Consider the following 23,332-nt stretch of genomic DNA (forward strand, 5'->3'; position numbering starts at 1 on the left):
TTACTTTTTCGCTCCAAATAGATTAAAGATAGAGGGAGACTTAAATTCTTCAGGTCCAACATCCATTTTAAAACTTCCATCCTTATAAAGGAGCGGAGACTTTTCTGAGTTATTCTTCGAGTATTTTTCTACGTGGCTGATTTTCATTTCGCTTTGATCTGTAAAGTCAATGTGGGCAATGGCAACCCAATAGGCATATTTATTTTCTTCTAATAAGGGAGCGATCACAGTTTGTCCTACGTGATTCTCCACAACAGCCCTTGCATGCATAGATTTAAAACTTCCTATTCCATTACTTAATGCACTATAGGCGGCGAATAAAACATAGCGCAATTGATCTGGGCGATGAATGTGAATGGTTTCTCTACCGGCATTTTTGGAATCTCCATCTAATGTAATAAACGGTGACTTTGTTGAGGTGCCTTTATTTTTGTAATAGACTTTTCCTTCTACGCCATCCCGAGTAACAAAGAAACAATACAAATCCAGGTCTTTCTTGCTGGTCCATTCCAGATGAGTGGTGATCTTTTCAGATTTCCTTATTTGTACAGACTCTTTCTTTGTCAGTTCAATTTTGGTTAATGTAACGGGGAGAGGAGGCGGTAATGTCTCTTCCTCATCGCTGACATCAAGTCCAAAATTGCGGCATAACGCAGCTAATCCTCCGTTAAATCCACTTCCAATTGCATTGAACTTCCACTCTCCGTTATAACGATATAGTTCAGCAGTAACAATTGCGGTCTCGTTCTCTAAATCTGATCCAAATTCAAAGCGCAATAATTCGGTTCCATCAGACGAGTTCACTATTCGAACGTATGCGTCATGAATTTGTCCGAAACGGTGGTCTCTTTTTTCAGCTTCATGAATGGTTAGAGTTAATGCGATTCGATGAATGTTAGGAGGAATTTTCTTCTCTATGATTTCTATTTGCTCTTTATCTTTACCAGGCGCTGTTGAGTGCTTTACTGCTTGGGTGATGCTCATGGTATTTCCGTAAAAAATGAAATCTTCATCCTGTTGGCAATTCCCGGAAATATCTAACAAGAATGCCGCAGAGTCAATCTCAATCTCCTCTTTTGATTCCCATCCTAAACATACGATCCACTTTTCTGCATTGATATTTTTGGTAATATCCGTTTTCTGCCCTTTTTTTAGTAGCATAGAATGTCTCCTATTCCAGCGTCATCAAAAAACAAGAAAAAATGACATTGTTTTCGTAATTTTTGTCGAAATTTAATTCGTTTCATATCGACATTTTTATTATACTGGAAAGAGTAAGTTATATTTACAGTTGTTTTCTCTATTGGATGTAATGTTATTTAAATGTGTATAGCTTCCAAATGATAATGGTATGGATAGATTAGGAAAGGGGCGGGGTTTTTACTATTGTAGTAAAAACGTTTATTCATGAGACATTTCGATTATTTGAGTGCAGAAGAACGCGATGAATTATTTTATGGAAAACCGGTTTCGTTTAATAGAAACACGGAGAAGGAAATCCTTTCCTGTAGTCTGGGAGCCACATTATACATGCCTGCAACGAAGGCAACGATTTCTCAAGATATCGTTCGAAAGAAGCATGAAGGTCTTGTTTCGATGGTGGCTTGTCTGGAAGATGCAATCGGTGATCACGAAGTTGTGGAAGCGGAGCAAAGCTTGCTTAAACAATTTGCTACCCTGGCACACCAGCTGCGACTCGGTGAACTGGATATCAATGATGTTCCTCTTATTTTTATTCGGGTTCGGGACGCAGCCCAAATGAAACGTATAGCAGATACGCTGGGTGAAGATCTATATGTGCTCGCTGGTTTTGTTTTCCCAAAATTCACGAGCAGAAATGGCGAAGAATATTTTTCCATTCTCCATTCGATTAACGCCCCTCTTTCTTTTACGGTTTACGGTATGCCTATTCTGGAATCTGCTGAGGTTATTTATAAAGAAACGCGAGTGGGCGAGCTTGTTTCGATTCGGCAAATTTTAGATAAATATGAAGATCTCGTTTTGAACGTCCGGATGGGTGCTACTGATTTTTCCAGCCTGTTTGGGTTGAGAAGGGGACCCGATGTGACTATCTACGACATTTCTACGATTCGGGATTGTATTAGTGACATGGTCAATATTTTTACCAGAACCGAAAAGGGGTATGTTCTCTCTGGACCGGTTTGGGAGTACTTCACTAATGGGGATCGACTGCTCAAGCCGCAGCTAAGAGAGTCGCCTTTTGAAAAACAGCTTGGTGGCGTACAAGGAAGAAAACTGAGATTAAAGCTTTTAAATAAATTCGAAGACGGACTGATAAAAGAAGTGCTCCTAGATAAAGAGAATGGATTGACGGGCAAGACCATCATTCATCCAAGTCATATCAAAATCATTCATTCTCTCTCTGTTGTTAGCCATGAAGAATACGAGGATGCCATGAGCATCCTGCAAAGCAATTCCAACGGAGTACTGAAAAGTAACTTTTCCAACAAAATGAATGAAGTAAAGCCGCATACTAATTGGGCAAAAAGAGTTTTGGTGAAATCAAAAATTTATGGGGTGTATCATGGACACAACAACTTTATCAACCTCTTGGCAAAATCCTCCAAGATACAGCTTCAATATTCTCGATAGTTTGGAAGTGGAAGTGATTGTGGAGAAGAATCCATTTGATCTTCCACTAGAGCTTCTTTTCGGAATGGCAGGTCGGATTAATAAGAAGAGAGGCTTTTTGTTCGTAAGTAAGGTACTAGGAAAGCATATTCCAGTCATTCCGGCTGTATCGTTGGTGAGTGGTGCTTTACTAGGTACGCGTTTTTTAGAAGCCTACTACGGTCAGCAGGTGGATACTGCTCCACTCGTTCAAGGCTTGATGAATCAAGAGAGAAGTCAAGAGGTCTTCCAGCAACTGATGCAAAAGCGATTTGAACTGCCTGAGCAGGTGCTTTTTATCGGCTTTGCCGAAACTGCAACGGGCCTCGGTCATTCCATGTTTAGCTGCTTTCAGAACAACGCGTACTATATCCATACGACAAGAGAAATGATTCAGGATATACAGCCATCCATTACGTTTGAAGAGGAGCATTCTCACGCAGTGGCTCATCTTATGTACCCTCGTGAGGACCACTTGTTATCCACAGATGCGCCGATTGTTTTGGTAGATGATGAGATCACTACAGGCAAAACTGCGCTCAATATCATTCGAGAAATACAAAAGAAGTATCCTCGTAGTCATTACATTGTGGCTTCCTTGCTCGACTGGCGATCTGATGAGGATTGTCAGCGATTCAGGGAGTTACAAGAGGAATTAAACATCACAATTACTAACGTATCCCTCGTGAAAGGACAAATCAAAGTGGAGGGAGCACCGGTTGAAAAGAATGATAATGAAGAAAAGAGTATTGTTGAGCGAACCAGCAGCTTCCCTAAAATTATACAAATGGATGGGGCAGAATGGCCCCGTTTGAGCTATACCTCTATGGATTCAAGCGACTTTCCTAATCAACGGCCGTATTTGTTGCAAACGGGACGTTTTGGGATGATAAGCTCGGATCAAAACTTGCTGAATACGTACTGCGAAAAAACGGGAATCGAATTAGGCGCGTATAGGAGCGGAAAAACTTTATGCATGGGGACAGGCGAATTTATGTACATCCCAATGATGATTGCGGCGCATATGGGTGATGACGTTTGGTACCAGTCGACCACAAGAAGCCCGATCCATCCTTCTGAGATGGAGAAGTACGCAGTGAAAAATGCATTCTCCTTCTCTTCTCCTGATGACCCGCTTGTACCGAATTTTTGTTACAACATCCCTGATAACTACTATTCAGATGTATTCGTATTTTTTGAGCGAGGGACGACGGGAGAGCGATTGCGCTCCTTTTATGACGTGGTGAATAATCTTTCCATCCCCAATAAATATATCGTATTTTTCGGATAAAGGTGGCGTAGACTCTTGAATTTACAGTCTTTACAACGCGTAATCCAAGAACCTTCACCAATGGGCAGCTACCCTCCAGGTGATGTGATATTTCTGCTTAAAGAGATAAACGGATTAATAAGGGAGACAGAGACAGAGGATCGTGAGGAATTAATTCAGACGGGACACCATTACTCAGAGATGCTACCGATCGAATACCGTCCAACAAAAGAATATATTGAATTGTTCCATCAAACCTTACAAACATCAGCCAAAAAGGTTGCATTGGCAGTTGCCATCGTAGCAGAGCTGATTCAGGCTACGAAGGGAAATAATGTAGTGATTGCCTCACTTGCCAGGGCAGGAACGCCAATTGGCATTTTAATAAAAAGGTATCTGGAATCCATTCATCGGTTACATATTCCACACTATAGCATCTCTATTATCCGTGGAAAGGGCATCGATGAGAATGCTCTTTTGTATATGCTAGACAAGCATCCAGGAGCCAAAATTCAGTTTGTGGATGGATGGACGGGAAAAGGTGCGATTACGCGGGTGCTGCAAAAAGCGATCAAATCCTTTAATGAAAAGCTGGGAACTCATCTTGATGACGATCTGGCAGTATTGGCTGATCCTGGTCATTGTGTGAGCAAGTTTGGAACACGGGAAGATTTTCTTATCCCGAGTGCATGTCTCAATTCTACGGTATCAGGCTTGGTCAGTCGGACTGTTCATCGCCAGGATTTAATCGGACCTACAGACTTTCACGGGGCGAAATACTATCGTGAATGGTTGTCTGAGGATGTATCCAATCTTTTTGTTGATACCATCGCTAAACATTTCCACGAGCTGGCAGACACAGCGAAGCAACAGTGCAGCATGCACTTGATTCAAGATGAGGAGCAATGGATCACATGGAGTGGCGAACGTGATATCCAGCGAATACAACAGGATTACAAGATAAATGATATCAATCTAATCAAGCCTGGAGTGGGAGAGACCACTCGTGTCCTTTTGCGAAGAGTTCCGTGGAAAATCCTTGTGAATCGAATGGATAATCCTTATTTAGCCCACATTCTTTTGCTGGCCCATGATCGCGGTGTACCGGTTGAAGAACGTTCAGACCTTTCCTACTCTTGTTGTGGGATCATTCGTCCACAGGGGGAGGATAACCGATGATCTTTGCCAGTGATCTTGACCAGACGTTGATATATTCGGAGCGGTTCTTAACGGACCCGACGCTACAGGTACGCTTAATCGAGCAACTGGATGGAAAGCCAATTTCGTATATGACAGAGCGGGCACTATTGCTACTGCAAGAGATCCATAAGCACATGCTGTTTATTCCAGTGACTACGAGAACGATCGAGCAATATAGGAGAATTACGGTATTTCAGAACGAGCTGCGGCCTGCGTATGCGGTCACGAGCAATGGTGGGAATATCATCCGTAATGGGGCTGTCGATGAGTCGTGGAACAAAAAAATTCGTGAGCGTATAGAGGATGAGTGCATATCCATCACGGATATTTTGGCGCGTTTTGAAGACATAAAAGACTCAAGCTGGATTCTCAATGGAAAATCGGCAGAAGATCTGTTTCATTATTTCATCATCGATCGCCAAAATATGCCAACAAGCGAATGGGACGGTTTTGTGCAATGGATGGAGCAAGGCAATTGGACAGTATCCATCCAGGGGAGAAAGCTTTATTTTGTGCCAAGAGCCGTGAATAAACGCGATGCAGTCCTCTATGTAAAAGACATCGAAAAGAGGACAGAGATTTTCGCATCGGGAGACTCTTTGCTCGATTTGCCTTTGGTGTCCTGCACGAAAAACTCTCTGATTCCTTCTCATGGGGAAATCTATCATCTTGCTCAAATATCAGCACAAGACACACCGTTTCAGTTTACAGCTAAGAATGGAATACGAGCGTCAGAGGAAATTCTTGACTGGGTAATTGAGCAGATAAAGATAACGCGTTAAATCTGTAAAACGTTATTACTTGTCAAAATATTGCACATATCGTCGATTTTACGGGATTCATGTAGATATTTTGGTAGATTTATGAAATAATAATGATGTCTAAAAAATTTTACTTCATTACATGAATCTGTAAAATTTTAATGAGGTTGGGAGGTAGAACATGTCAGTAGTCAGTTTGCAAAAAGGTCAGAAGATCGACCTGACAAAAGGGAATGCAGGATTAACGAAATTGTTAGTAGGTCTAGGCTGGGACCCGGTCAAGAAAAGTGGCGGGTTGCTTGGAGGCATTTTTGGTGGCGGGAGTAACGCAAACATCGATTGTGACGCTTCCGTAATTATGCTCGACCAGAACGGGAAAATAACTAAAGAGAAGAACCTTGTTTACTTCGGCAACAAAAAAAGTCAATGCGGCAGCGTATCACACTCAGGAGATAATCTCACCGGAGATGGTGAAGGTGATGATGAGCAAGTGAACGTAGACTTGAGCCGAGTACCCAATGATGTACATAAATTGGTGTTCGTTGTGAATATTTACGATTGTGTGAGTCGTCGCCAAGATTTCGGGATGATCGGCAATGCGTATATTCGCGTAGTCAATGCTTCGAACAATCAGAATTTGTGCAAGTTTAATCTAACCGATAATTATTCGGGAAAAACTTCGTTAATTATAGGAGAACTATACCGTTACGATGGTGAGTGGAAGTTTTCTGCGATTGGCGAAGGGACGACAGACACAGCTATCTCCCAACTTGTAAGAAGATATAGCTAATTTGAAAGTTTTTAAAATGAATGAAATATAAGGAGGTTTTTTAACATGGCAGTATCTTTGCAAAAAGGTCAAAAGGTAGATCTCACGAAAACGAATCCTGGTCTGGTTCAAATTCAGGTAGGTCTTGGTTGGGATACAAATAAGTATGACGGTGGACAAAGCTTCGACCTCGACGCTTCCGTATTTCTCTTGAATGATGCAGGAAAAGTACTGGATGACCAGCACTTTATTTTCTTCAATAATGCAACTAGCCCTGACGGTTCCGTTGTGCACTCTGGTGATAACCGCACTGGCGAAGGGGAAGGCGACGATGAAGTAATCAATATTGATTTGTCCAAAGTATCGGCTAGTATTCAAAAAATCTCTTTTGCTATCACGATTTATGATGCGCAAACTCGTAACCAAAACTTTGGACAGGTTTCCAACGCTTATGCACGCGTGGTAAATCCTGCAAACAACGAAGAATTACTCCGCTATGATTTGGGCGAAGACTTCTCTATCGAAACTGCGATTGTAGTTGGAGAGCTGTATCGTAACGGTAGCGAATGGAAGTTCAGTGCAATCGGTTCTGGTTACAAAGATGGATTGGCAGGACTCGCTCGCGATTTCGGAGTAAACATCGGATAAGAAGCATACAAACCACAGATGAAGGATTGAATTTTTATGTTAGTTATTAGTTTAACTAAAGGTCAGAAAATTGATCTTACAAAAGGCAATCCGAATTTAACAAAAATCGTTGTTGGTCTTGGTTGGGACACAAATAAATACAGTGGCGGACAAGCTTTTGACCTCGACGCAGCTGCTTTCCTTTTGCGTACAGGTGGAAGAGCGTCCGGGATTCAAGATTTTGTCTTTTACAACAACCTTCAAGGCGGGAATGGATCGGTGGTTCACACTGGTGACAACCTGACTGGTGAGGGTGACGGCGACGATGAGCAAATCAAAGTGGATTTGAAGGCTGTTCCAGCTGACATTGAAAAAGTAGCGATCACGATTACGATTCATGAGGCTGATATCAGAAACCAAAACTTTGGACAAGTATCAAATGCGTTTGTTCGAATTGTAGATGAAACAACAGGCAGAGAAGTTCTGCGCTACGATCTTGGAGAAGATTTCTCTGTAGAAACGGCAATTGTTGTTTGTGAATTGTATCGCCATCAAGGCGAGTGGAAGTTTGCAGCAGTGGGTAGCGGTTTTTCCGGTGGTCTACGAGCGTTAGCCAATAACTTTGGTTTGCAAGTTTCATAATTTCCAGAAATGGGTGCTAGTAATTGCGCTAGCACCTGTTTTCTGACCTTTGAAATAAAGGGTGATCGAAATGGGAATGACGACGATTAAGGGACAAAAAATCGATGTAACGAAGTCAAATCCTGGACTTTCCAAAATTACAGTGGAACTGAGCTGGACTGCTAACGATGGGCTTGACCTGGATGCTTCGGCTTTCTTAATCGGGAAAAGTGGTAAAGTTAACAAAGAAGAAGATTTTATTTTCTACAGCAACCCCAGATCAACGAATGGCTCTGTATCTCTTCTAACAGGATCGAGCGAAAGACAGCGTTTTGACATTGATTTAATGAATGTACCACTTGATGTAGAAAAGATCGCTTTTACTCTTACCATTTATGATGCGGTTGCACGTAATCATTCATTTAATCGTGTTTCGAGTCTTTGTCTTCGTATTCTACATCCTTCTACTAACTCTGAAATTATTCAATTTCCGTTCGATAGTTTTACGATTGAAAATGCAATTGTGGCAGGAGAGCTATACAGACATCAAGGACAATGGAAATTTAACGCGATTGGCAGTGGCTTTCATGGCGGTCTGGCAGCTTTGTGCGGAAACTTTGGGATCGAGGTATCCCAAGAAAAAACGCCGGAGTCGAAAGCGCCAGAACCAAAACCTGCACCGAAACCCGAACCGAAACCCGAACCCGTCGTGTCTACTTCTCCCCCTATTTCGATCACAAAAATTGAGTTGAAGAAAAAGGGAGAGGCAATTAGTTTAAAGAAAACCTCAGCAAACCTGGGGCAGCTCTTAGTTAACCTCAACTGGAATAAAGGCACAAAGCAGAACACGGGCTTTTTTGGTAGAAGCAAAGGAATTGACTTAGACCTTGGCTGCCTTTTTGAATTATCAGATGGATATAAAGGGTGTATACAAGCATTAGGTGGAAATCTTGGCGATTACCGCGACTTTCCTTATATTGCATTAGATGGGGATGACCGCACAGGCACCCGATCAGAAGGAGAGAATCTACGTATCAACGGAAATAATGTCAAGGAATTCGAACGAATCCTAATCTACGCTTTTATTTACGAAGGTGTTGCCAAATGGGCAGAAACCGATGGTGTGGTAACGATTACGCAAGCTGACAATCCAGCCATTGAAGTGAAAATGGATGTGCATGACCCGCGTAAAGGGGTGTGTGCCGTAGCGATGATTGAGAGACAAGGTGATACGTTCAATATCAGGAGATTGGTTGAATACTTCTCCGGTCATCAGGAGATGGATCGTTACTACGGGTGGAATATGCGCTGGACAGTCGGTTCGAAATAGTAAAAGATACAGTTACTATTTGCGGACATCATTAGAAATGGAGTGAACTGTATTTATGGAAATGATAGTTGATTTTTTAGTTCAATCATGGAGCGCGCTACTAGCGATCATCCTGATTGACATCGTGTTGAGCGGAGACAATGCTGTTGTAATTGCAATGGCAGCGAGAAATCTCCCGAAACAACAACAGAAGAAGGCCATTTTTATCGGTACTTTTGGTGCGATTACGCTACGTATTGTTTTTGCTGCGATGGTGGTCTGGCTGATTCAAATTCCGCTTTTAAAAGCAATCGGTGGTTTACTGCTTCTTCAGGTAGCCTACAAGCTGTTAGCTGCTGATGAAGGCGAGGACAATATCAAGAGTGGAACGACCTTAATGGGTGCAGTAGGGACGATCATATACGCAGATGCGTTGATGAGTTTGGACAATGTAATCGCGGTTGCAGGTGTGAGTCACGGAAGTATTACGTTAATCGCAATTGGTGTACTTGTCTCGATTCCGATTATCCTGATCGGATCGGCATTTATTTTGAAGGCTTTGGAAAGATTCCCAATCATTGCTTACATTGGATCGGGAATTCTGGCTTGGACTGCTGGCGATATGATTGTGAAAGACAAAATCATTCAAAATTATATTTCTAGCACAGTTGGTCTGATTATTACCATCGTTTTAACGGTCGCTGTCATTCTGGCTGGGTGGTTGAAAAGTAGAAAAAGCAAAGAGGAAAAATCAGAAAAAGCTGTTGCCTAGTTTTTGATTGTGTGAAAAGTGGTAAGTCCATAAAGAAGATACATGATAAGAGCGAGGTCATTGCGACTTTCGCTTTTCTTTATAAATAATGAAGAGTTGAAGGGAAGAACTTCTCATGAAGAAACGCATCTGGTTTAATCGTACTTTCTCTACAGCGTATCATTTTATTGATATGATTCGTACAAATCCGGACGGTTTGGACTTTGAGTTTTATGTCACTCACCCAAAACGGTATAGCGTGATGCTGCAAAATGCTGATGTTGCAGAGATTGAACCAAGCTTGCCAATTCCAGAGTATATTGAATACTGCGTGCAGTTTTGTCAGAAGCATCAGATCGATATCTTTTTCCCGAATTATAGACTGGTGGAAATTGCAAAGCATATAGGTCGGTTTGAACAAGTAGGCACATCTGTTCTAGTATGCAAAGATGCCGACTTATTAGAAACCGTATCAGACAAAGGAAAGCTCTTTCAAGCCTTGAGGGATACCCCGGGATTACACATACCTGATTATTTCATTGTCAACACAAGCGAGCAATTTAAGATTGCCTATGAGAAGCTAAGAGAAAAAGGTCATAAGGTCTGCTTTAAACCTGCTAGTGGCGAAGGCGGAGCGGGTTTTCATATCATCGAAGAACACATGAATCCCCTAGACAAGCTGCTCGGATCAAGCAACCAAACGATCGCCATCGATGAAGTTCTGAGCATCATAGGGGATCAAACCGTAGATGACATCATGGTCATGGAGTATTTGGATGATTGGGAATACAGTATTGATTGCCTGGCAACAGAAGAGGAGTTAATTGCGATCGTACCACGGAAAAAAGTAGAAGGACGTATTCGTCTGCTAGAGGATAATCAAGCACTTATAGATCTGGCAAAAGCAGTCCATGAACAGCTGCGACTTCCTTACCTTTTCAACGTTCAAGTAAAGTACAAAAATGGTGTGCCCAAATTATTAGAGATTAATCCGCGAGCGTCAGGCGGTTTGCATTCTTCATGCTTATCAGGTGTGAACTTCCCTTATCTTGCTGTGAAACTTCTACTGTCGGGGAAGGTTGAGGTAGCTGCACCAAAATTCGGGGTGTATGCGACTCATATTGAAAAAGAGATTGTATTACGACAATTGTTATAGAGAAAACTAACAAAGTGGAGAGTCTACATCCGTCCCATCCCTCAGTTGTGAACATAATAAAAGCCGCTCGGGTATGATATTGACCCGGCGGCCTTTGTTTTTAGCTATGATAAATATCTAAAGCAGCTTGTACAGCCCGTCCTGCATGCACACGCGCTCCATGTCGGATGAGAACCGCTTCCAACGCCCCTAGCACATGCAAAATATTTTTCTTCCGGCAGCTGTAGCCCATTGTGCCAATCCGCCAGATTGTCCCTTTTAGCGGCCCAAAGGAACTGGCAATTTCAATATGAAAATCCTCGAGCAGCATAGCGCGGACTGACTCTCCGTCCAGTCCCTCAGGAATTTTGATGCAGGTTACGACGGGAAGCTTGCAAGCCGGATCGCCGTAGAGCTGCAATCCCATCGCCAATACACCAGCGACCAAGGCTTGTTCATGCAAGCGATGTCTGGCGAATCTTGCTGCCAGACCTTCCGTGAGGGCAATGCGCACTCCCTCGCGCAAGGCGTATAGCATCGTTGTCGCCTCCGTATGGTGGTTCAGCCGTGCAGGTCCCCAGTAATCCATGAGCTGGCTCAAGTCAAAATAGTTGCTGCGGATTGTTCGGGTTTGAGCAGATTTTGGAGTAGAGGGATCAGCGAGTCCACGCTCGATCTTTTTCCGCTGGAGCAAGAGCGCTTCGACACGAGAATTAAACGTGATAGGAGCCATCCCAGAGGGGACAGACAAGCATTTTTGCGTGCCGCCAATGCATGCGTCGATATACCAATCGTCTACCTTCACTTCTGTCCCGCCGATCGAAGCGACAGCATCGACGACAAATAGGACATCCATCCGGCGGCAAGCTTCTCCGATTTCCTTCAAAGGCTGAACGCATCCGGTGGATGTTTCGCCGTGAACCATTGCTACGATTTTCGGCTGAACTCGCTCGATTTCGGCAATGACGTCCTGCGGTTCAAAGACACTTCCCCAGCGCGTTTCCATCGTAATTACATCTGCTCCGTACCTTTCCGCAATCTCCGTGAGCAAGTGCCCGAAGCGTCCATAAATGGGCACAAGCACCCGATCGCCTGGTTCGATTATGCTACACAAAACGGCCTCAATGCCCGCCCGGGAAGTTCCGTCAATAGGGAATGCCCAATGATTGGATGTCTGAAACAATTTCCGAAGCATTTCCATTGTTTCGTTCATAATGTTCGTGAATTCTGGATCGAATTGTCCCAAAATGGGTGAACCCATCATGCGAAGAACACTAGGCTCGGCCTCGACGGGCCCTGGCGTCATGATCGTCCGTTGTGAGGTGGTCAGTTCTTTGTATGCACACATAAGCGCTCCCCCAGCTCTTTCTATATTAACGGCCGCTTTTCCGATTCATCACCGGAAAAAACGGCCGTAGCACTACCTATCTTTTGTGCCCTTCAAAAATCTATTTTGAAATTCAAGAATCCAGCTTTCCGCAGCGCCTCATAGATGATGACGAGCGCTGGACCGAGTATCAGCCCGAAAAATCCCATCACCTGAAATCCGAGGAACAAGCTGACAAGAGCGGCAAGAGCACTAATTCCCAGATTAGATGCGAGTACCTTTGGCTCAATAATGCGGCGGACGACCGTAATCACGAGGAAGATGACGATCAGGCCGATTGCCAAAGAAGAGTTGCCCATCAAGAAGTTGTATATGGCCCATGGAACGAGGAACGAGCCTGCGCCCAATATGGGGAGAATATCGACGAAAACAATCATGAGCGAAATGACGGCTGCATACTTGACCTGCAAAATGAGCAATCCCAAAAAGGACAGCGTGAACGTCATCAGGCTCAAGATGATTTGGGCACGTAGAAATCCAACGGTGGCACGGTTTAATTGAGAGATAACCACCTCAACCTTTTCACGAGCAGATACCGTGAACATTCTCATGAAGCCCGCACGCAATTTCGGTAAATCGAGACTGATCAAAAACAAGGCAACCAAGTAAATAATCGTGGAGATCAAAAAGCCCGGAACGATGGCTGCCACACCGAGAATACCTTTGGCAACCGTGGAGGCTGAAGTAAGTGCCCAGCTTTTGAGACCAGCGAAGACACTCTGGATTTCCGAGACGGTTTCGGCAGGTAGCGACTCATAGTAAGTTTCCCAGCTCATCAAATAGGATTCGACCAACTCGAAAATATGCTGCGAAAAAGCTGGTAATCGCTGAGCCAAATCAATTCCCTGAATCACGATCTGCGTACCGATCCAGTACAGCACGATTCCAAAAGAAATGAGGAACAGGAAAAAGGATGCGATTACCGCACTCATCCGATTCATTCGTAGTCTTTTGATAAGAAACAAGACGAGCGGCTCAACCAGAATTGCTGTTAACAGTGCTAACAAAAAGGGAACGGAGTAAGGTAAAAGAAACAACCCGACCGCCAGAACCAGTAGCAGGATGATCATTTTCCGAATCGTCATGACTGCGCTCCATTCTTTAATGAAGAATCGCTGAAAATTGATTCCCTTATTTTATCATTTTTCCAGAAGCGAACACAATGAGCCCAGTAATATCGCGATTCGATAGCATATTATCAGAAAAAATAAAGAAATGAAAAGAATATAAAAAAGGGGAAAACACAAAAAGTCATGATATGATTCTCATCTATATACCACACAAGTTTGATGCGTGTAAGCATATCGACTTGAGAGTCACATCTTAATCTTTCATAGCGAGGTGTCAGAATGAAGCGGTTTGGATTAGCGATGCAGATTGTCGTCGGTCTCATTCTGGGTATCCTGGTGGGTGCTATTTTTTATGGCAACCCGGCAGTGGCGACCTATTTACAGCCTATCGGTGATATTTTTCTCCGATTGATTAAAATGATTGTCGTTCCGATCGTTGTTGCCACACTTATTGTGGGCGTAGCAGGCGTAGGTGACATGAAGAAGCTGGGCAAAATCGGTGGTAAGACAATTCTGTATTTTGAAATCGTTACCACGATTGCCATTATCGTCGGTCTTTTGGCGGCGAACATCTTTCAACCAGGTGTCGGTGTGGATCGAACCCTTCTTACCAAGACCGATATCCACAAGTATGTAGACACGGCAGAAACGACACAAAGCCACGGTATGGTGGAAACATTCGTCAATATTGTGCCAACCAATGTGTTTGATTCGTTGGCTCGTGGCGACATGTTAGCCATTATTTTCTTCTCCGTTCTGTTTGGACTTGGTGTAGCAGCAGCAGGAGAAAAAGGAAGGCCCGTTCTCAACTTCTTCAATGGGGTTGCAGACGCGATGTTCTGGGTTGTAAACACAATCATGCGTTTTGCTCCGTTTGGTGTTTTTGCACTGATTGGTGTTACCGTTTCCAAGTTTGGTTTGTCATCGCTCATTCCATTGGGCAAACTGGTTATTTTGGTTCACTTTGCCATGTTGTTCTTCATTTTGGTGGTATTGGGCATCATCGCACGTATCAGCGGAGTCAAAATCACTTCCATTCTGCGTGTACTGAAGGACGAGCTGTTGTTGGCTTACTCCACTTCCAGCTCCGAGACTGTACTGCCTAAAATTATGGAAAAAATGGAGAAAATGGGCTGTCCGAAGGCGATCACGTCTTTTGTTATTCCGACAGGCTACTCCTTCAACCTGGATGGTTCCACACTGTACCAAGCACTGGCTGCTCTGTTCATTGCGCAAATGTATGGTATTCACATGCCAATTAGCACACAGATCACGCTGATGCTCGTACTGATGGTTACGTCCAAAGGGATCGCTGGTGTACCAGGAGTATCGTTCGTAGTACTGTTGGCTACGCTCGGCTCTGTAGGTCTCCCAGTAGAAGGTCTTGCTTTCATCGCCGGTGTAGACCGTTTGATGGATATGGCTCGTACAGTTGTTAACGTAGTAGGTAATGCGTTGGCAGCAATCGTGATCTCTCGTTGGGAAGGTCAGTTCGACAAAAAGAAAGCAGACGATTATGTTCAGGCAGTAAAAGCCGATCCGACTGCTGCTTAATAGAAGCAACAAAAAGTCTTTAAGAAGCCTCCTGTCAGAATGAGCTGGCAGGGGGCTTTTTTGCATTTGGTTAAAAAAGTGGCTTTGGTGGTGGAAGAAGCGCATTTCCAGTCTACGCTTCGGCCTCCGCCCCTCAAGGGGTATAACTGTCCGCTTCGTAATAAATGGCGGGAGCGCTTCAAACCTGAAAATGCTAAAGCGTTTTTGTATGTGATAAAAGCTGAAAACCCCCGCCATTTATTCCTACGCTGGGGCGGGCTCCAGAGGCGCTTGGACTGGAAATGCGCTTCTTCTACGTGTACAGAGATAACAAATTTTTAGACTGATTAATAGAGTATTAGACTAGCAGTTTAGAACAATGAACCAAAAAAGGGGAATTGAATATTTTACCGAATATCGAACATTTGGGGGAAACTACTTAAAAGGGGTATTTTATTGAAGAACTATGAAATTAAGAGAGCGACCTTGGATGAAAAGGAAACACTCAGCAACCTTTTGCAATTCTATATTTACGATTTCTCTGAGTTTATGGATCTGCAGATTGAAGATAACGGGAAATTTGGTGAATATCCGTTAAACGAATACTGGACAGATTGTTCTAGGTTTCCATATTTAATATCGCTAAATGAGAAAATTGCTGGTTTCGTCTTGGTCAAATTGATAAATAGAGATGAAGATGACTCATACTACTCGATTGCTGAGTTTTTTATTATGAAAAGATTTCGGAGGTCAGGGTTAGGTAAACAAGTTGCTAAAGATATATTTAATATGCATAAGGGACCATGGGAAGTATACCAAATAGATAGTAACGAGCCGGCACAACATTTTTGGAAAAAAACAATTGAGGAATACACTGGAGGCAAATTTACTGAGCGAATAGAAATTGGAAGAAAGACACAAGTGTTTGTTAGTTAATTACTCGGGTTAAAGCAGTGAGGTAGGATTACGCTAACGGGTTCGTTATTTCAGCTTTGCTGTGATTTACGAAAAGCGATCCCCTTGTAGAGAAAGGGAGAGCTCGCTTTTTATGCAACGAATTGCTTAGCGTACGTTTTCCGCGTTTTGTCGGCGGTACCCCAATATTAAAGAAATTATCTTAGGTGGTCTCAAGGAGGAATACATGAATGATATATGCTGTTAGACATGGACAAACAGAATTAAATAGAGAAGGGAGATTACACCATGTCGGATGAGATCACAGTGCACCCCTTCACCTGGCCACCTGCCCCGATCAAGACCGAGCGGCTCGTGCTCCGCCAGTCCAAGGCCCGGGACCGTGCGGCGCTGATCGACCTCTTCGCCTCACCAGAGGTGGGCAACTACGTCGGCGGCTCCCGACCGCGTGACGAGCTCGAGCGCGCGCTGCCCGAAGTGCCCGGGCAGCGCCTCGGCTTCTTCGTGGTAGAGCTCAACGGAACAACGATCGGCATGATCACGCTCGATCGGCGCGACCCGGAGCGTAAGGGTCACATCCGTCCAGAGGGCGGGGAGCCCGAGCTCGGTTACATGTTCCTACCGCAGGCGTGGGGACACGGGTACGCCACCGAGGCGTGCGCAGCGGCGCTCGACTGGTTCGCCGACGCGCATCCCGGCGAGCCGGTGGTGCTCTCCACCCAGACCGCCAACGAGGCCTCGATGCGCGTCGCGGTGAAGCGGTTCGAGGACTACGGCACCGAACAGTGGCTCGGCGTATGGTACCCGGGCACGCCGTCCGATTGAGCTCATGCCCGACAGCGCGACGGCTCGCCGAGGCCACCGATCGGCCGTCTTGCCCTGATCGAATGGCTAGCGTGGAGCTGTCGCAAGGACAGATCCTATTTGATGTATTGAAGTAATGGGCAGGATAGTTGAGCAACGCTCCTCGAGTGTACGGCTTGTAAAGGATCAGGATACCTACAAAAGCGACAGGTATTGCTAAGCACGCAGGGGGAAACTTACGTAAATAGGTAGAAGGGATTGATTTTCTGCTAACGAATGAAAATTTTGTTTAAAAATGGGTATAGTGGGATTTTATACTTTCCTTTTTAATTTCATGTATGATAAATAGGAAGAATATTGCGCTTTTATTTCGTTAAACAATATTTAAGGGGGAAAAGATGGATAAGTTATTACAAGATATCATAAATTGGATCAAAATGGCGGATGATCAGATTATTGTTGGTGTTTCAGGACATGGAGCTGCTGGAAAAACAACGTTTACCAAGAGGCTCGTAAACCTACTAAATCAAAATGAAGTGAATTACATTAATACAGATTCGTATATTGTTAGTTCGAACATACGAAAGCATACAATTATCGACTATACATATCAAAACGAAAATCACCATTATAAAATGACTGCTTGTCATCCATCAGCACATCATTTGCCTTCTTTAGAAAGAGATGTTCAGATGGTTAGAGACGGTTTAGATTTATATACGATAGATGCTCATTATGTGAAGAGCGAGTTAATCTCTTCAAAAAACAAAGTAACGATTTTTGAAGGAATGAGTGTTGCATTTATTAATCCCGATTTATTTGATTTAAAAATTTACTTTTATACAGATGGTTAAACGGAATTAAAGAGAAGATTGAGCCGTGATATTGTTGAAAGAGGAACCGATATCAACTATTTAAAGCAGTCACATGAAGAACGTCGGATTCAGTACGAAGTGTTTATGCATCCGTACAGTCAGCGGTTTGATATTATTATCAAAGCTTCTGATGAAGGATTATGTCTAGAAAAAAATACATTTGATTTTAAATTATTCAGCTAACGGGATCGATAGTTAAAATGAGTCAGTCTAAAACTAATTTTCAAATATCTAGTGATATAGAAGACCGGAACTCCTTGTACCATAAGGGGTTCCGGTCTAATACTTTATTTTCACTGAACACAACGTAGCTTTTTGGATAACAACCTACTCTGATTTTATTAGTTGACACCAAAAACAGGAAAGAGTAATATGATACCAACAACTTGATAATAACAATATGTTAATAACAAAAAGACAACAACAATTCAGCAACTAAAAGAGGCGATTGCATGAACGATAAACCAAATGTCAATAAACGAGGTCAAACCGAACGGGAGTACTTGGAGGCTTATGATGTCAGCCAATTCGAGCGGCCGTCTGTGACAGTCGATATGCTGGTATTCACCGTGATGGATGAGCAGGAGGAGAATTACCGCAAGCTCTCACCCAAGTCGTTGAAAATATTGCTTGTGAAGCGTGGGGAGCATCCGTATATCGGCCAATGGGCGTTGCCAGGCGGATTTGTTACACCTGGGGAGAGTCTGGAGGAGGCAGCCAGACGCGAGTTGCGTACGGAAACAAACGTAGACGACATTTACTTGGAGCAGCTCTACACCTGGGGAGATACGGGCAGAGATCCGCGGACATGGGTCATCAGCACGTCGTACATGGCCTTGGTAGATAGCTCGTCTTTACAGCTGCAAGCAGGGGATGATGCAGATGAAGCGGAGTGGTACCGCATCGAGGACAGGTGGCTGAAAGAATCGAAGACGGCGACACCGGACGGCTCCATTACTGAAAAATGGCTGGAGCTGCGCCTTGTGCACGAGAGTGAAGAGCTGTCTGCCACCATTAAGATCACCAAAACAGTAACGGGCCGTACTGTACGTGAGACCCGCGAAATTGTAGAGACGAACAACATTGCATTTGATCACGCCAAAATCATTCAATACGCACTGGAGCGATTGCGTAACAAGATTGAATACACGGACATCGCCTTTGCCTTAATGCCGGAGCTGTTCACGCTAAGCGATCTGCAACAGGTGTACGAGGTGGTTTTGGGACGTGAACTGTTGGCTGCGGCGTTTCGGAGGAAGGTAGCCGACAAAGTGCTGGAAACGAATCAATATCGAAAACACGCCGGGCACCGACCATCCAAGTATTTCAGCTTTAATCCGGAATGGATGGATCAGACGTAGCCCCGTACTAGGGAGGAAATCACAATGAATCAGGGACACAATCGAAGCGTGCGTGTGCGAATCGCGCAAGAGACGCTGCAAATCATAGAGCAGGGCTATTACCTGAACGAAGCGGGAGAAAAGAAGAGCATTACGGAGGATCTAGCAGCTGCAATCAGCAAGTCGGTGCTGTATCGTCCAAATGATTTGGAAGCAGACACAGTGCAACTGCCATCGCATCAAACAACGGCTGCACAGCTGCGCGCCAAAGTCGAGGTTACCTCGGAATCCAGCCTGGATGCAGCCAAGCGCCTCGTCGTTCACGAGAAACGAGCAGATGCCGTATGCTTGAATTTTGCTTCCGCCAAAAATCCGGGCGGAGGATTCCTCGGGGGAAGCCAAGCGCAGGAAGAGAGCTTGGCGCGTTCCTCCGGGCTGTATCCTTGCATCGTGCAAATGCAGGAAATGTACACCTATCATCGCCAATTGAAAACCTGCTTTTATTCCAACTACATGATTTATTCACCACGGGTCCCTGTGCTCCGCGACCAAAGCGACCAGCTTTTGCATGATCCATACCTCTTGTCTTTTGTTACGGCGCCTGCTGTGAATGCGGGGGTTGTTCGTGAGCGAGAGCCTGAAAATATCGCGAAGATTGGCCCTGTCATGAAGGAGCGCATCCGGAAAATTTTGCGGGCAGCAGCCATTCACAACCACCGGACGATCATTTTGGGAGCGTATGGCTGCGGAGTATTCCGCAACAAAGCGGAGGACGTAGCAGATTACTTTGCGACTGTTTTGATCGAGGAGCAGTATGCACAGCTTTTTGACCACATCGTTTTTGCCGTCTATGACAATTCTGCGCGCCAGGAAAACCTGCGAGCGTTCAAGGAGAGATTCGCATGAATGCGAAAAGCACCGGCTTTTTAGCAGACTGGAATTGGTTTGAAAAAATATGGCTCATCTCGTTTACACTCGTTACCCTCTACTTGTATTTCGCGCTGGATGATACATTAATCGGCTTGATCGCGTCTTTGACAGGGATGCTGAGTGTCGTGCTCGTCGCCAAAGGAAAGACGTGGAGTTACTACCCGGGTATCATCAATGTGGTTTTGTACGCATTCGTGGCGTATGGGCAAAAGTACTATGGTGAAGTAATGCTGAATCTTCTCTATTTTTTGCCGATGCAATTCATAGGTCTCTATCTGTGGCGCAAAAACCGCGTGTCCGAAGTCAAACAAAATGACGTCAAGATTACGATTCTGTCCAACCGAGCACGCATCTGGTGGACGATCTTGAGCATCATCGCAACGATTGTCTACGGGTTTGTATTGAAGCAAATGGGCGGGGCCTTGCCTTTTGTCGATTCCTTGACGGCTGTTCTCTCCGTCATCGCGATGCTCTTTATGGTGAAGCGTTTGGTCGAGCAGTGGGTGGTCTGGATCATCATTGATTTGTTCACGATCTACATGTGGCTGGTAGCGTTTTTGAAGGACGGAAGCGATATCTCGATGCTGGTTATGTGGTCCGCTTATTTGGTAAATGCCATCTACGGCTTAATGAACTGGGTGAGACAGTACCGCAAGCAAAGGGAGGAGCAGACATGGGGGGCATAGGCTTCATTGGCGGCAAATTTTTGCCACTGCATCAGGGACATGTATACGCGATTACACAGGCGGCCTGCCGCTGCGACGAACTGTACGTCGTTCTTTCGCATAGCTCGATTCGCGACCGAAAGCTGTGTGAGGAGGCAGGAATCAAGCCAATTCCCTTTGAAGTACGGTTGAGATGGCTGTCCACGCTGGTCAAGGACATGGAAAATGTCCGTGTGCTTGCAGTCGAGGATTGTGCAGATAGCGATGAGAACTACGATTGGGAGGCAGGAGCAGCGGACATCAAGCGCAAGATCGGGAAAAAAATCGATCTGGTCTTCAGCTCCGAGTCCGCCTACGATCCGATATTTTGCCGTTTATACCCGGAGGCAGCGCACATCATTCTCGATGAATCACGCAGCCAAGTGCCGATCTCCGCTACCCAAATTCGCAATGAAGGGGTCTACACTCATTGGCAGCACATTCCTGCTGTTGTTCAGCCCTATTTCGTCAAAAAGGTAGTGGTAGTAGGAACAGAGAGCTGCGGGAAATCGACCTTGACCCGTTATCTAGCGAAAATCTACAACACCGTGTTTGTCGAGGAGTATGGACGCACAATCTGCGAAGAGGTCGGGGGCTGCGATACGATTTTGACACCGGAGTATTTTCCGCATATCGCGTACGGTCACAAAATGAAAGAGTACGAAGCGCTCCAGAAAGCCAACAAGCTCTTGTTCATCGATACCGAAGCGATTGTCACCCAGTTTTACTCCGAACTGTACACCGGGCAAACCTTCCCTGTTCTCGACCAGATTGCCAAAGAGCAAGCGTACGATTTGTGGCTGTTCATGGAGCCAGATGTCGCGTGGGTGGATGATGGACTGCGTGTACACGGAGAGGAGCAAGTGCGCCTGCACAATCATGAAAAGCTGCGCCAGATGCTGGATGAGCGGGGAATTACGTACGTGACACTGCGAGGAAATTATGCCGAGAGACTGCAAGGAGCTATGCAGCATGTCGATCAACTGTTGAAGACGACTTCTCAACGAGCTGGAATTGGGCTAGACTAAAGTCATCAAACGATTCTGACAGTAGAAGGGAGCCGTGCTGCATGCAGTCGTTCGTACAGCCGCTATCCCCCCTTAGCTTGAAGGAATGGGCAGTCGCCGTCAAAGCACTTGGAGAAGGTGAGCAGATCATCACGATCCGCAAGGGTGGATTATACGAAGAAACACGAGAATTCCGCTTGGAAAACAATCAATTTTATTTGTATCCGACCTATGAGCACCAGAAGCGCGACATGGTAAAGGCAGACTACCAACACCTTTTGGACGCGACCCTTGAAGGCTGGACAATGGATAAGAAGACGGTGACTATCGAATATTTTGCCGAAGTAACCGACGATGTAGAGCTGATGGACGAAGCCAAGCTGCGTGCGCTTTCGTCCTTCCACATCTGGACGGATAATTTTGCAGATGTGCGTTTGTATTGGAAGAAAAAACAGCCGCTGCACATTTTGTTCGTGCGGATGTATCGATTAGAGCAGCCGGTAGAAATCCCGATTGACGCTGCTTATCAAGGCTGCAAATCTTGGCATGATCTATTGGTGGACATTCCGCGAGCTGCGTTTACCCCTGTGCTTTCCGACGAGGAGTTCGCAGCGAAAAAAGCTGCGATCATGACCATTCTGCAAAACTAACATTCCATTATTATCTTGCCTGGAGGGTTCTTATGAAAGCGATCTTGGTAACGGAATTAGGCGGGCCGGAAACGATGAAGTATACGGAAGTCGAGATGCCGACCATGTCACCTACACAGGTCCTGATCCGCGTCGAGATGACCAGTGTCAATTTTGCCGATATCAAATCCAGATATGGAAAAAAGGGCGCAGCCAAGCTGCCGTTTATTCCCGGACTCGATGCGACTGGCGTGATCGAACAGGTAGGGGCAGAGGTGCAAAGTCTAAAGGTGGGACAACGAGTCATCGCATTTCCGGCCAACGGATCTTACGCTGAGTATATCGTGGCGGATGAGAGCTTGACCTTTGCCCTGCCAGATCACATCAGAACGGAAACAGCAGCCGCTTGCCCAGTCGTGTCATTTACTTCGTATCAGCTACTGGCGAAGGTTGCACGCATTGCCAAAGGGGAAACCGTACTGATTCACGCTGCGGCAGGCGGAATCGGGACGACGGCGATTCAATTAGCGAAGCTGCTTGGAGCAGGACGTGTCATCGGCACAGTTGGTAATGAAGCAAAGGCGGAACTTGCCTTGTCAGCCGGTGCCGACCATGTGATTTGCAATGATCGTGAAGATTTTGTGGAAAAGGTACGTGAGCTGACAGATGGTGCGGGAGCCGATGTCATTTTGGACTCAATTTCCGGAACGGTGAGCGAGCGTAGTCTCGAGTGTCTCGCATGGTACGGTCGACTCGTCCATTTCGGCAATGCCAGCGGCGAAATCGGTCAGATCAAGACCATCGACCTGCATGCCAGCTGCCGCTCTGTATTAGGCTTCAGCTTTGGTACGACACGTAAGCTGCGTCCAAACTTGTTGCAGGATACAGCGAAGCAAGTCTTGGAGTATTTGGCGAATGGCCAGCTCGACATCAAGATCGGTAAGCATTTTGCATTGGAAGACGCAGCGAGCGCCCATGCGTGGGTCGAGAGCAGGGCGAGCACGGGAAAAGTACTGCTGGATGTGCGTTCGTAATGATGTGGAGCCCTTGCTGACTCACAAGCA

22 protein-coding genes and 1 pseudogene are annotated in these 23,332 nt (G+C 45.2%); 20 read left to right on the forward strand and 3 right to left on the reverse strand.

Translation table 11 applies throughout. From position 1 onward, the window contains the following. A complete protein-coding gene (locus tag C7R92_RS01130; protein ID WP_106832929.1) occupies window positions 1-1,161 on the reverse strand; it encodes a TerD family protein in 1,161 nt (386 codons plus the stop codon). 246 nt (window positions 1,162-1,407) lie between these two features. Here C7R92_RS01130 and C7R92_RS01135 point away from each other — a divergent pair, with 246 nt between their 5' ends. The 10 genes from C7R92_RS01135 to C7R92_RS01180 all read left to right on the forward strand — a co-directional run bounded on the left by C7R92_RS01135 (window position 1,408) and on the right by C7R92_RS01180 (window position 11,095). Next, window positions 1,408-2,613, forward strand: coding sequence for an HpcH/HpaI aldolase/citrate lyase family protein (locus C7R92_RS01135; protein WP_106832930.1), 1,206 nt, complete (start codon window positions 1,408-1,410; stop codon window positions 2,611-2,613). Further along, window positions 2,546-3,922 (forward strand): phosphoribosyltransferase family protein, encoded by a 1,377-nt coding sequence (locus C7R92_RS01140; RefSeq protein ID WP_244195609.1) that lies wholly within the window; start codon window positions 2,546-2,548, stop codon window positions 3,920-3,922. The genes C7R92_RS01135 and C7R92_RS01140 overlap by 68 nt, the downstream gene beginning before the upstream one ends. A gap of 60 nt (window positions 3,923-3,982) precedes the next feature. Next, a complete protein-coding gene (locus C7R92_RS01145) occupies window positions 3,983-5,080 on the forward strand; it encodes a cysteine protease StiP family protein (protein ID WP_106833074.1) in 1,098 nt (365 codons plus the stop codon). Beyond that, window positions 5,077-5,883, forward strand: coding sequence for an HAD family hydrolase (locus C7R92_RS01150; RefSeq protein ID WP_017250919.1), 807 nt, complete (start codon window positions 5,077-5,079; stop codon window positions 5,881-5,883). Before C7R92_RS01145 ends, C7R92_RS01150 begins: the two co-directional genes overlap by 4 nt. 160 nt (window positions 5,884-6,043) lie before the next feature. Continuing rightward, window positions 6,044-6,652, forward strand: a complete 609-nt coding sequence (locus C7R92_RS01155; RefSeq protein ID WP_017250920.1) for a TerD family protein — start codon at window positions 6,044-6,046, stop codon at window positions 6,650-6,652. A 45-nt stretch (window positions 6,653-6,697) separates the two neighbouring features. Next, the gene (locus tag C7R92_RS01160; protein ID WP_017250921.1) at window positions 6,698-7,279 is read left to right on the forward strand and encodes a TerD family protein; all 582 of its coding nucleotides are present in this window, start codon (window positions 6,698-6,700) and stop codon (window positions 7,277-7,279) included. 36 nt (window positions 7,280-7,315) lie between these two features. Continuing rightward, complete coding sequence (locus C7R92_RS01165; protein WP_106832932.1) at window positions 7,316-7,900, forward strand: TerD family protein; 585 nt, start codon at window positions 7,316-7,318, stop codon at window positions 7,898-7,900. 70 nt (window positions 7,901-7,970) lie between these two features. After that, the gene (locus C7R92_RS01170) at window positions 7,971-9,209 is read left to right on the forward strand and encodes a TerD family protein (RefSeq protein ID WP_106832933.1); all 1,239 of its coding nucleotides are present in this window, start codon (window positions 7,971-7,973) and stop codon (window positions 9,207-9,209) included. A 55-nt stretch (window positions 9,210-9,264) separates the two neighbouring features. Continuing rightward, window positions 9,265-9,960: a TerC family protein gene (locus tag C7R92_RS01175; RefSeq protein ID WP_106832934.1), complete on the forward strand. Its 696-nt coding sequence runs from the start codon at window positions 9,265-9,267 to the stop codon at window positions 9,958-9,960. Window positions 9,961-10,075: 115 nt separating this feature from the next. Then, window positions 10,076-11,095 carry an ATP-grasp domain-containing protein gene (locus tag C7R92_RS01180; RefSeq protein ID WP_106832935.1) on the forward strand — a complete coding sequence of 340 codons (1,020 nt, stop codon included), beginning with the start codon at window positions 10,076-10,078 and terminating at the stop codon, window positions 11,093-11,095. 100 nt (window positions 11,096-11,195) lie between these two features. Here C7R92_RS01180 and C7R92_RS01185 read toward each other — a convergent pair whose 3' ends face one another. Both C7R92_RS01185 and ytvI read right to left on the reverse strand, forming a co-directional pair. After that, window positions 11,196-12,422, reverse strand: coding sequence for a pyridoxal-phosphate-dependent aminotransferase family protein (locus tag C7R92_RS01185; RefSeq protein ID WP_106832936.1), 1,227 nt, complete (start codon window positions 12,420-12,422; stop codon window positions 11,196-11,198). Window positions 12,423-12,514: 92 nt separating this feature from the next. Then, complete coding sequence (gene ytvI, locus C7R92_RS01190; protein WP_069845753.1) at window positions 12,515-13,546, reverse strand: sporulation integral membrane protein YtvI; 1,032 nt, start codon at window positions 13,544-13,546, stop codon at window positions 12,515-12,517. 264 nt (window positions 13,547-13,810) lie between these two features. Between ytvI and C7R92_RS01195 the strand changes: the two genes are divergently transcribed. From C7R92_RS01195 to C7R92_RS01245, 10 genes and pseudogenes are all read left to right on the forward strand, one after another. Then, a complete protein-coding gene (locus C7R92_RS01195; protein WP_069845751.1) occupies window positions 13,811-15,085 on the forward strand; it encodes a cation:dicarboxylate symporter family transporter in 1,275 nt (424 codons plus the stop codon). 435 nt (window positions 15,086-15,520) lie between these two features. Next, window positions 15,521-16,000: a GNAT family N-acetyltransferase gene (locus C7R92_RS01205; protein WP_244195610.1), complete on the forward strand. Its 480-nt coding sequence runs from the start codon at window positions 15,521-15,523 to the stop codon at window positions 15,998-16,000. A gap of 267 nt (window positions 16,001-16,267) precedes the next feature. Further along, the gene (locus C7R92_RS01210) at window positions 16,268-16,804 is read left to right on the forward strand and encodes a GNAT family N-acetyltransferase (protein ID WP_106832937.1); all 537 of its coding nucleotides are present in this window, start codon (window positions 16,268-16,270) and stop codon (window positions 16,802-16,804) included. Between the two features lie 377 nt (window positions 16,805-17,181). Then, window positions 17,182-17,841: pseudogene (locus C7R92_RS01215) on the forward strand (uridine kinase family protein). 269 nt (window positions 17,842-18,110) lie between these two features. Continuing rightward, entirely contained in the window at window positions 18,111-19,019 is a 909-nt protein-coding gene (locus C7R92_RS01220; protein ID WP_106832938.1) for an NUDIX hydrolase, read from the forward strand. 24 nt (window positions 19,020-19,043) lie between these two features. After that, entirely contained in the window at window positions 19,044-19,904 is an 861-nt protein-coding gene (locus C7R92_RS01225; protein WP_106832939.1) for a TIGR02452 family protein, read from the forward strand. Then, window positions 19,901-20,614 (forward strand): nicotinamide riboside transporter PnuC, encoded by a 714-nt coding sequence (pnuC, locus tag C7R92_RS01230; protein WP_069845741.1) that lies wholly within the window; start codon window positions 19,901-19,903, stop codon window positions 20,612-20,614. The genes C7R92_RS01225 and pnuC overlap by 4 nt, the downstream gene beginning before the upstream one ends. Continuing rightward, window positions 20,602-21,660: a multifunctional transcriptional regulator/nicotinamide-nucleotide adenylyltransferase/ribosylnicotinamide kinase NadR gene (nadR, locus tag C7R92_RS01235; protein WP_106832940.1), complete on the forward strand. Its 1,059-nt coding sequence runs from the start codon at window positions 20,602-20,604 to the stop codon at window positions 21,658-21,660. Before pnuC ends, nadR begins: the two co-directional genes overlap by 13 nt. A 41-nt stretch (window positions 21,661-21,701) precedes the next feature. Continuing rightward, a complete protein-coding gene (locus tag C7R92_RS01240; protein ID WP_106832941.1) occupies window positions 21,702-22,289 on the forward strand; it encodes a DUF1802 family protein in 588 nt (195 codons plus the stop codon). A 32-nt stretch (window positions 22,290-22,321) separates the two neighbouring features. Further along, on the forward strand, window positions 22,322-23,302 hold the full coding sequence (locus C7R92_RS01245; RefSeq protein ID WP_106832942.1) for a quinone oxidoreductase family protein: 981 nt from the start codon (window positions 22,322-22,324) through the stop codon (window positions 23,300-23,302). The last annotated feature ends 30 nt before the right edge of the window (window positions 23,303-23,332 follow it).

It is taken from the genome of Brevibacillus porteri (assembly GCF_003013475.1).
In the GTDB taxonomy this organism is placed as follows: Bacteria; Bacillota; Bacilli; order Brevibacillales; family Brevibacillaceae; genus Brevibacillus; species Brevibacillus porteri.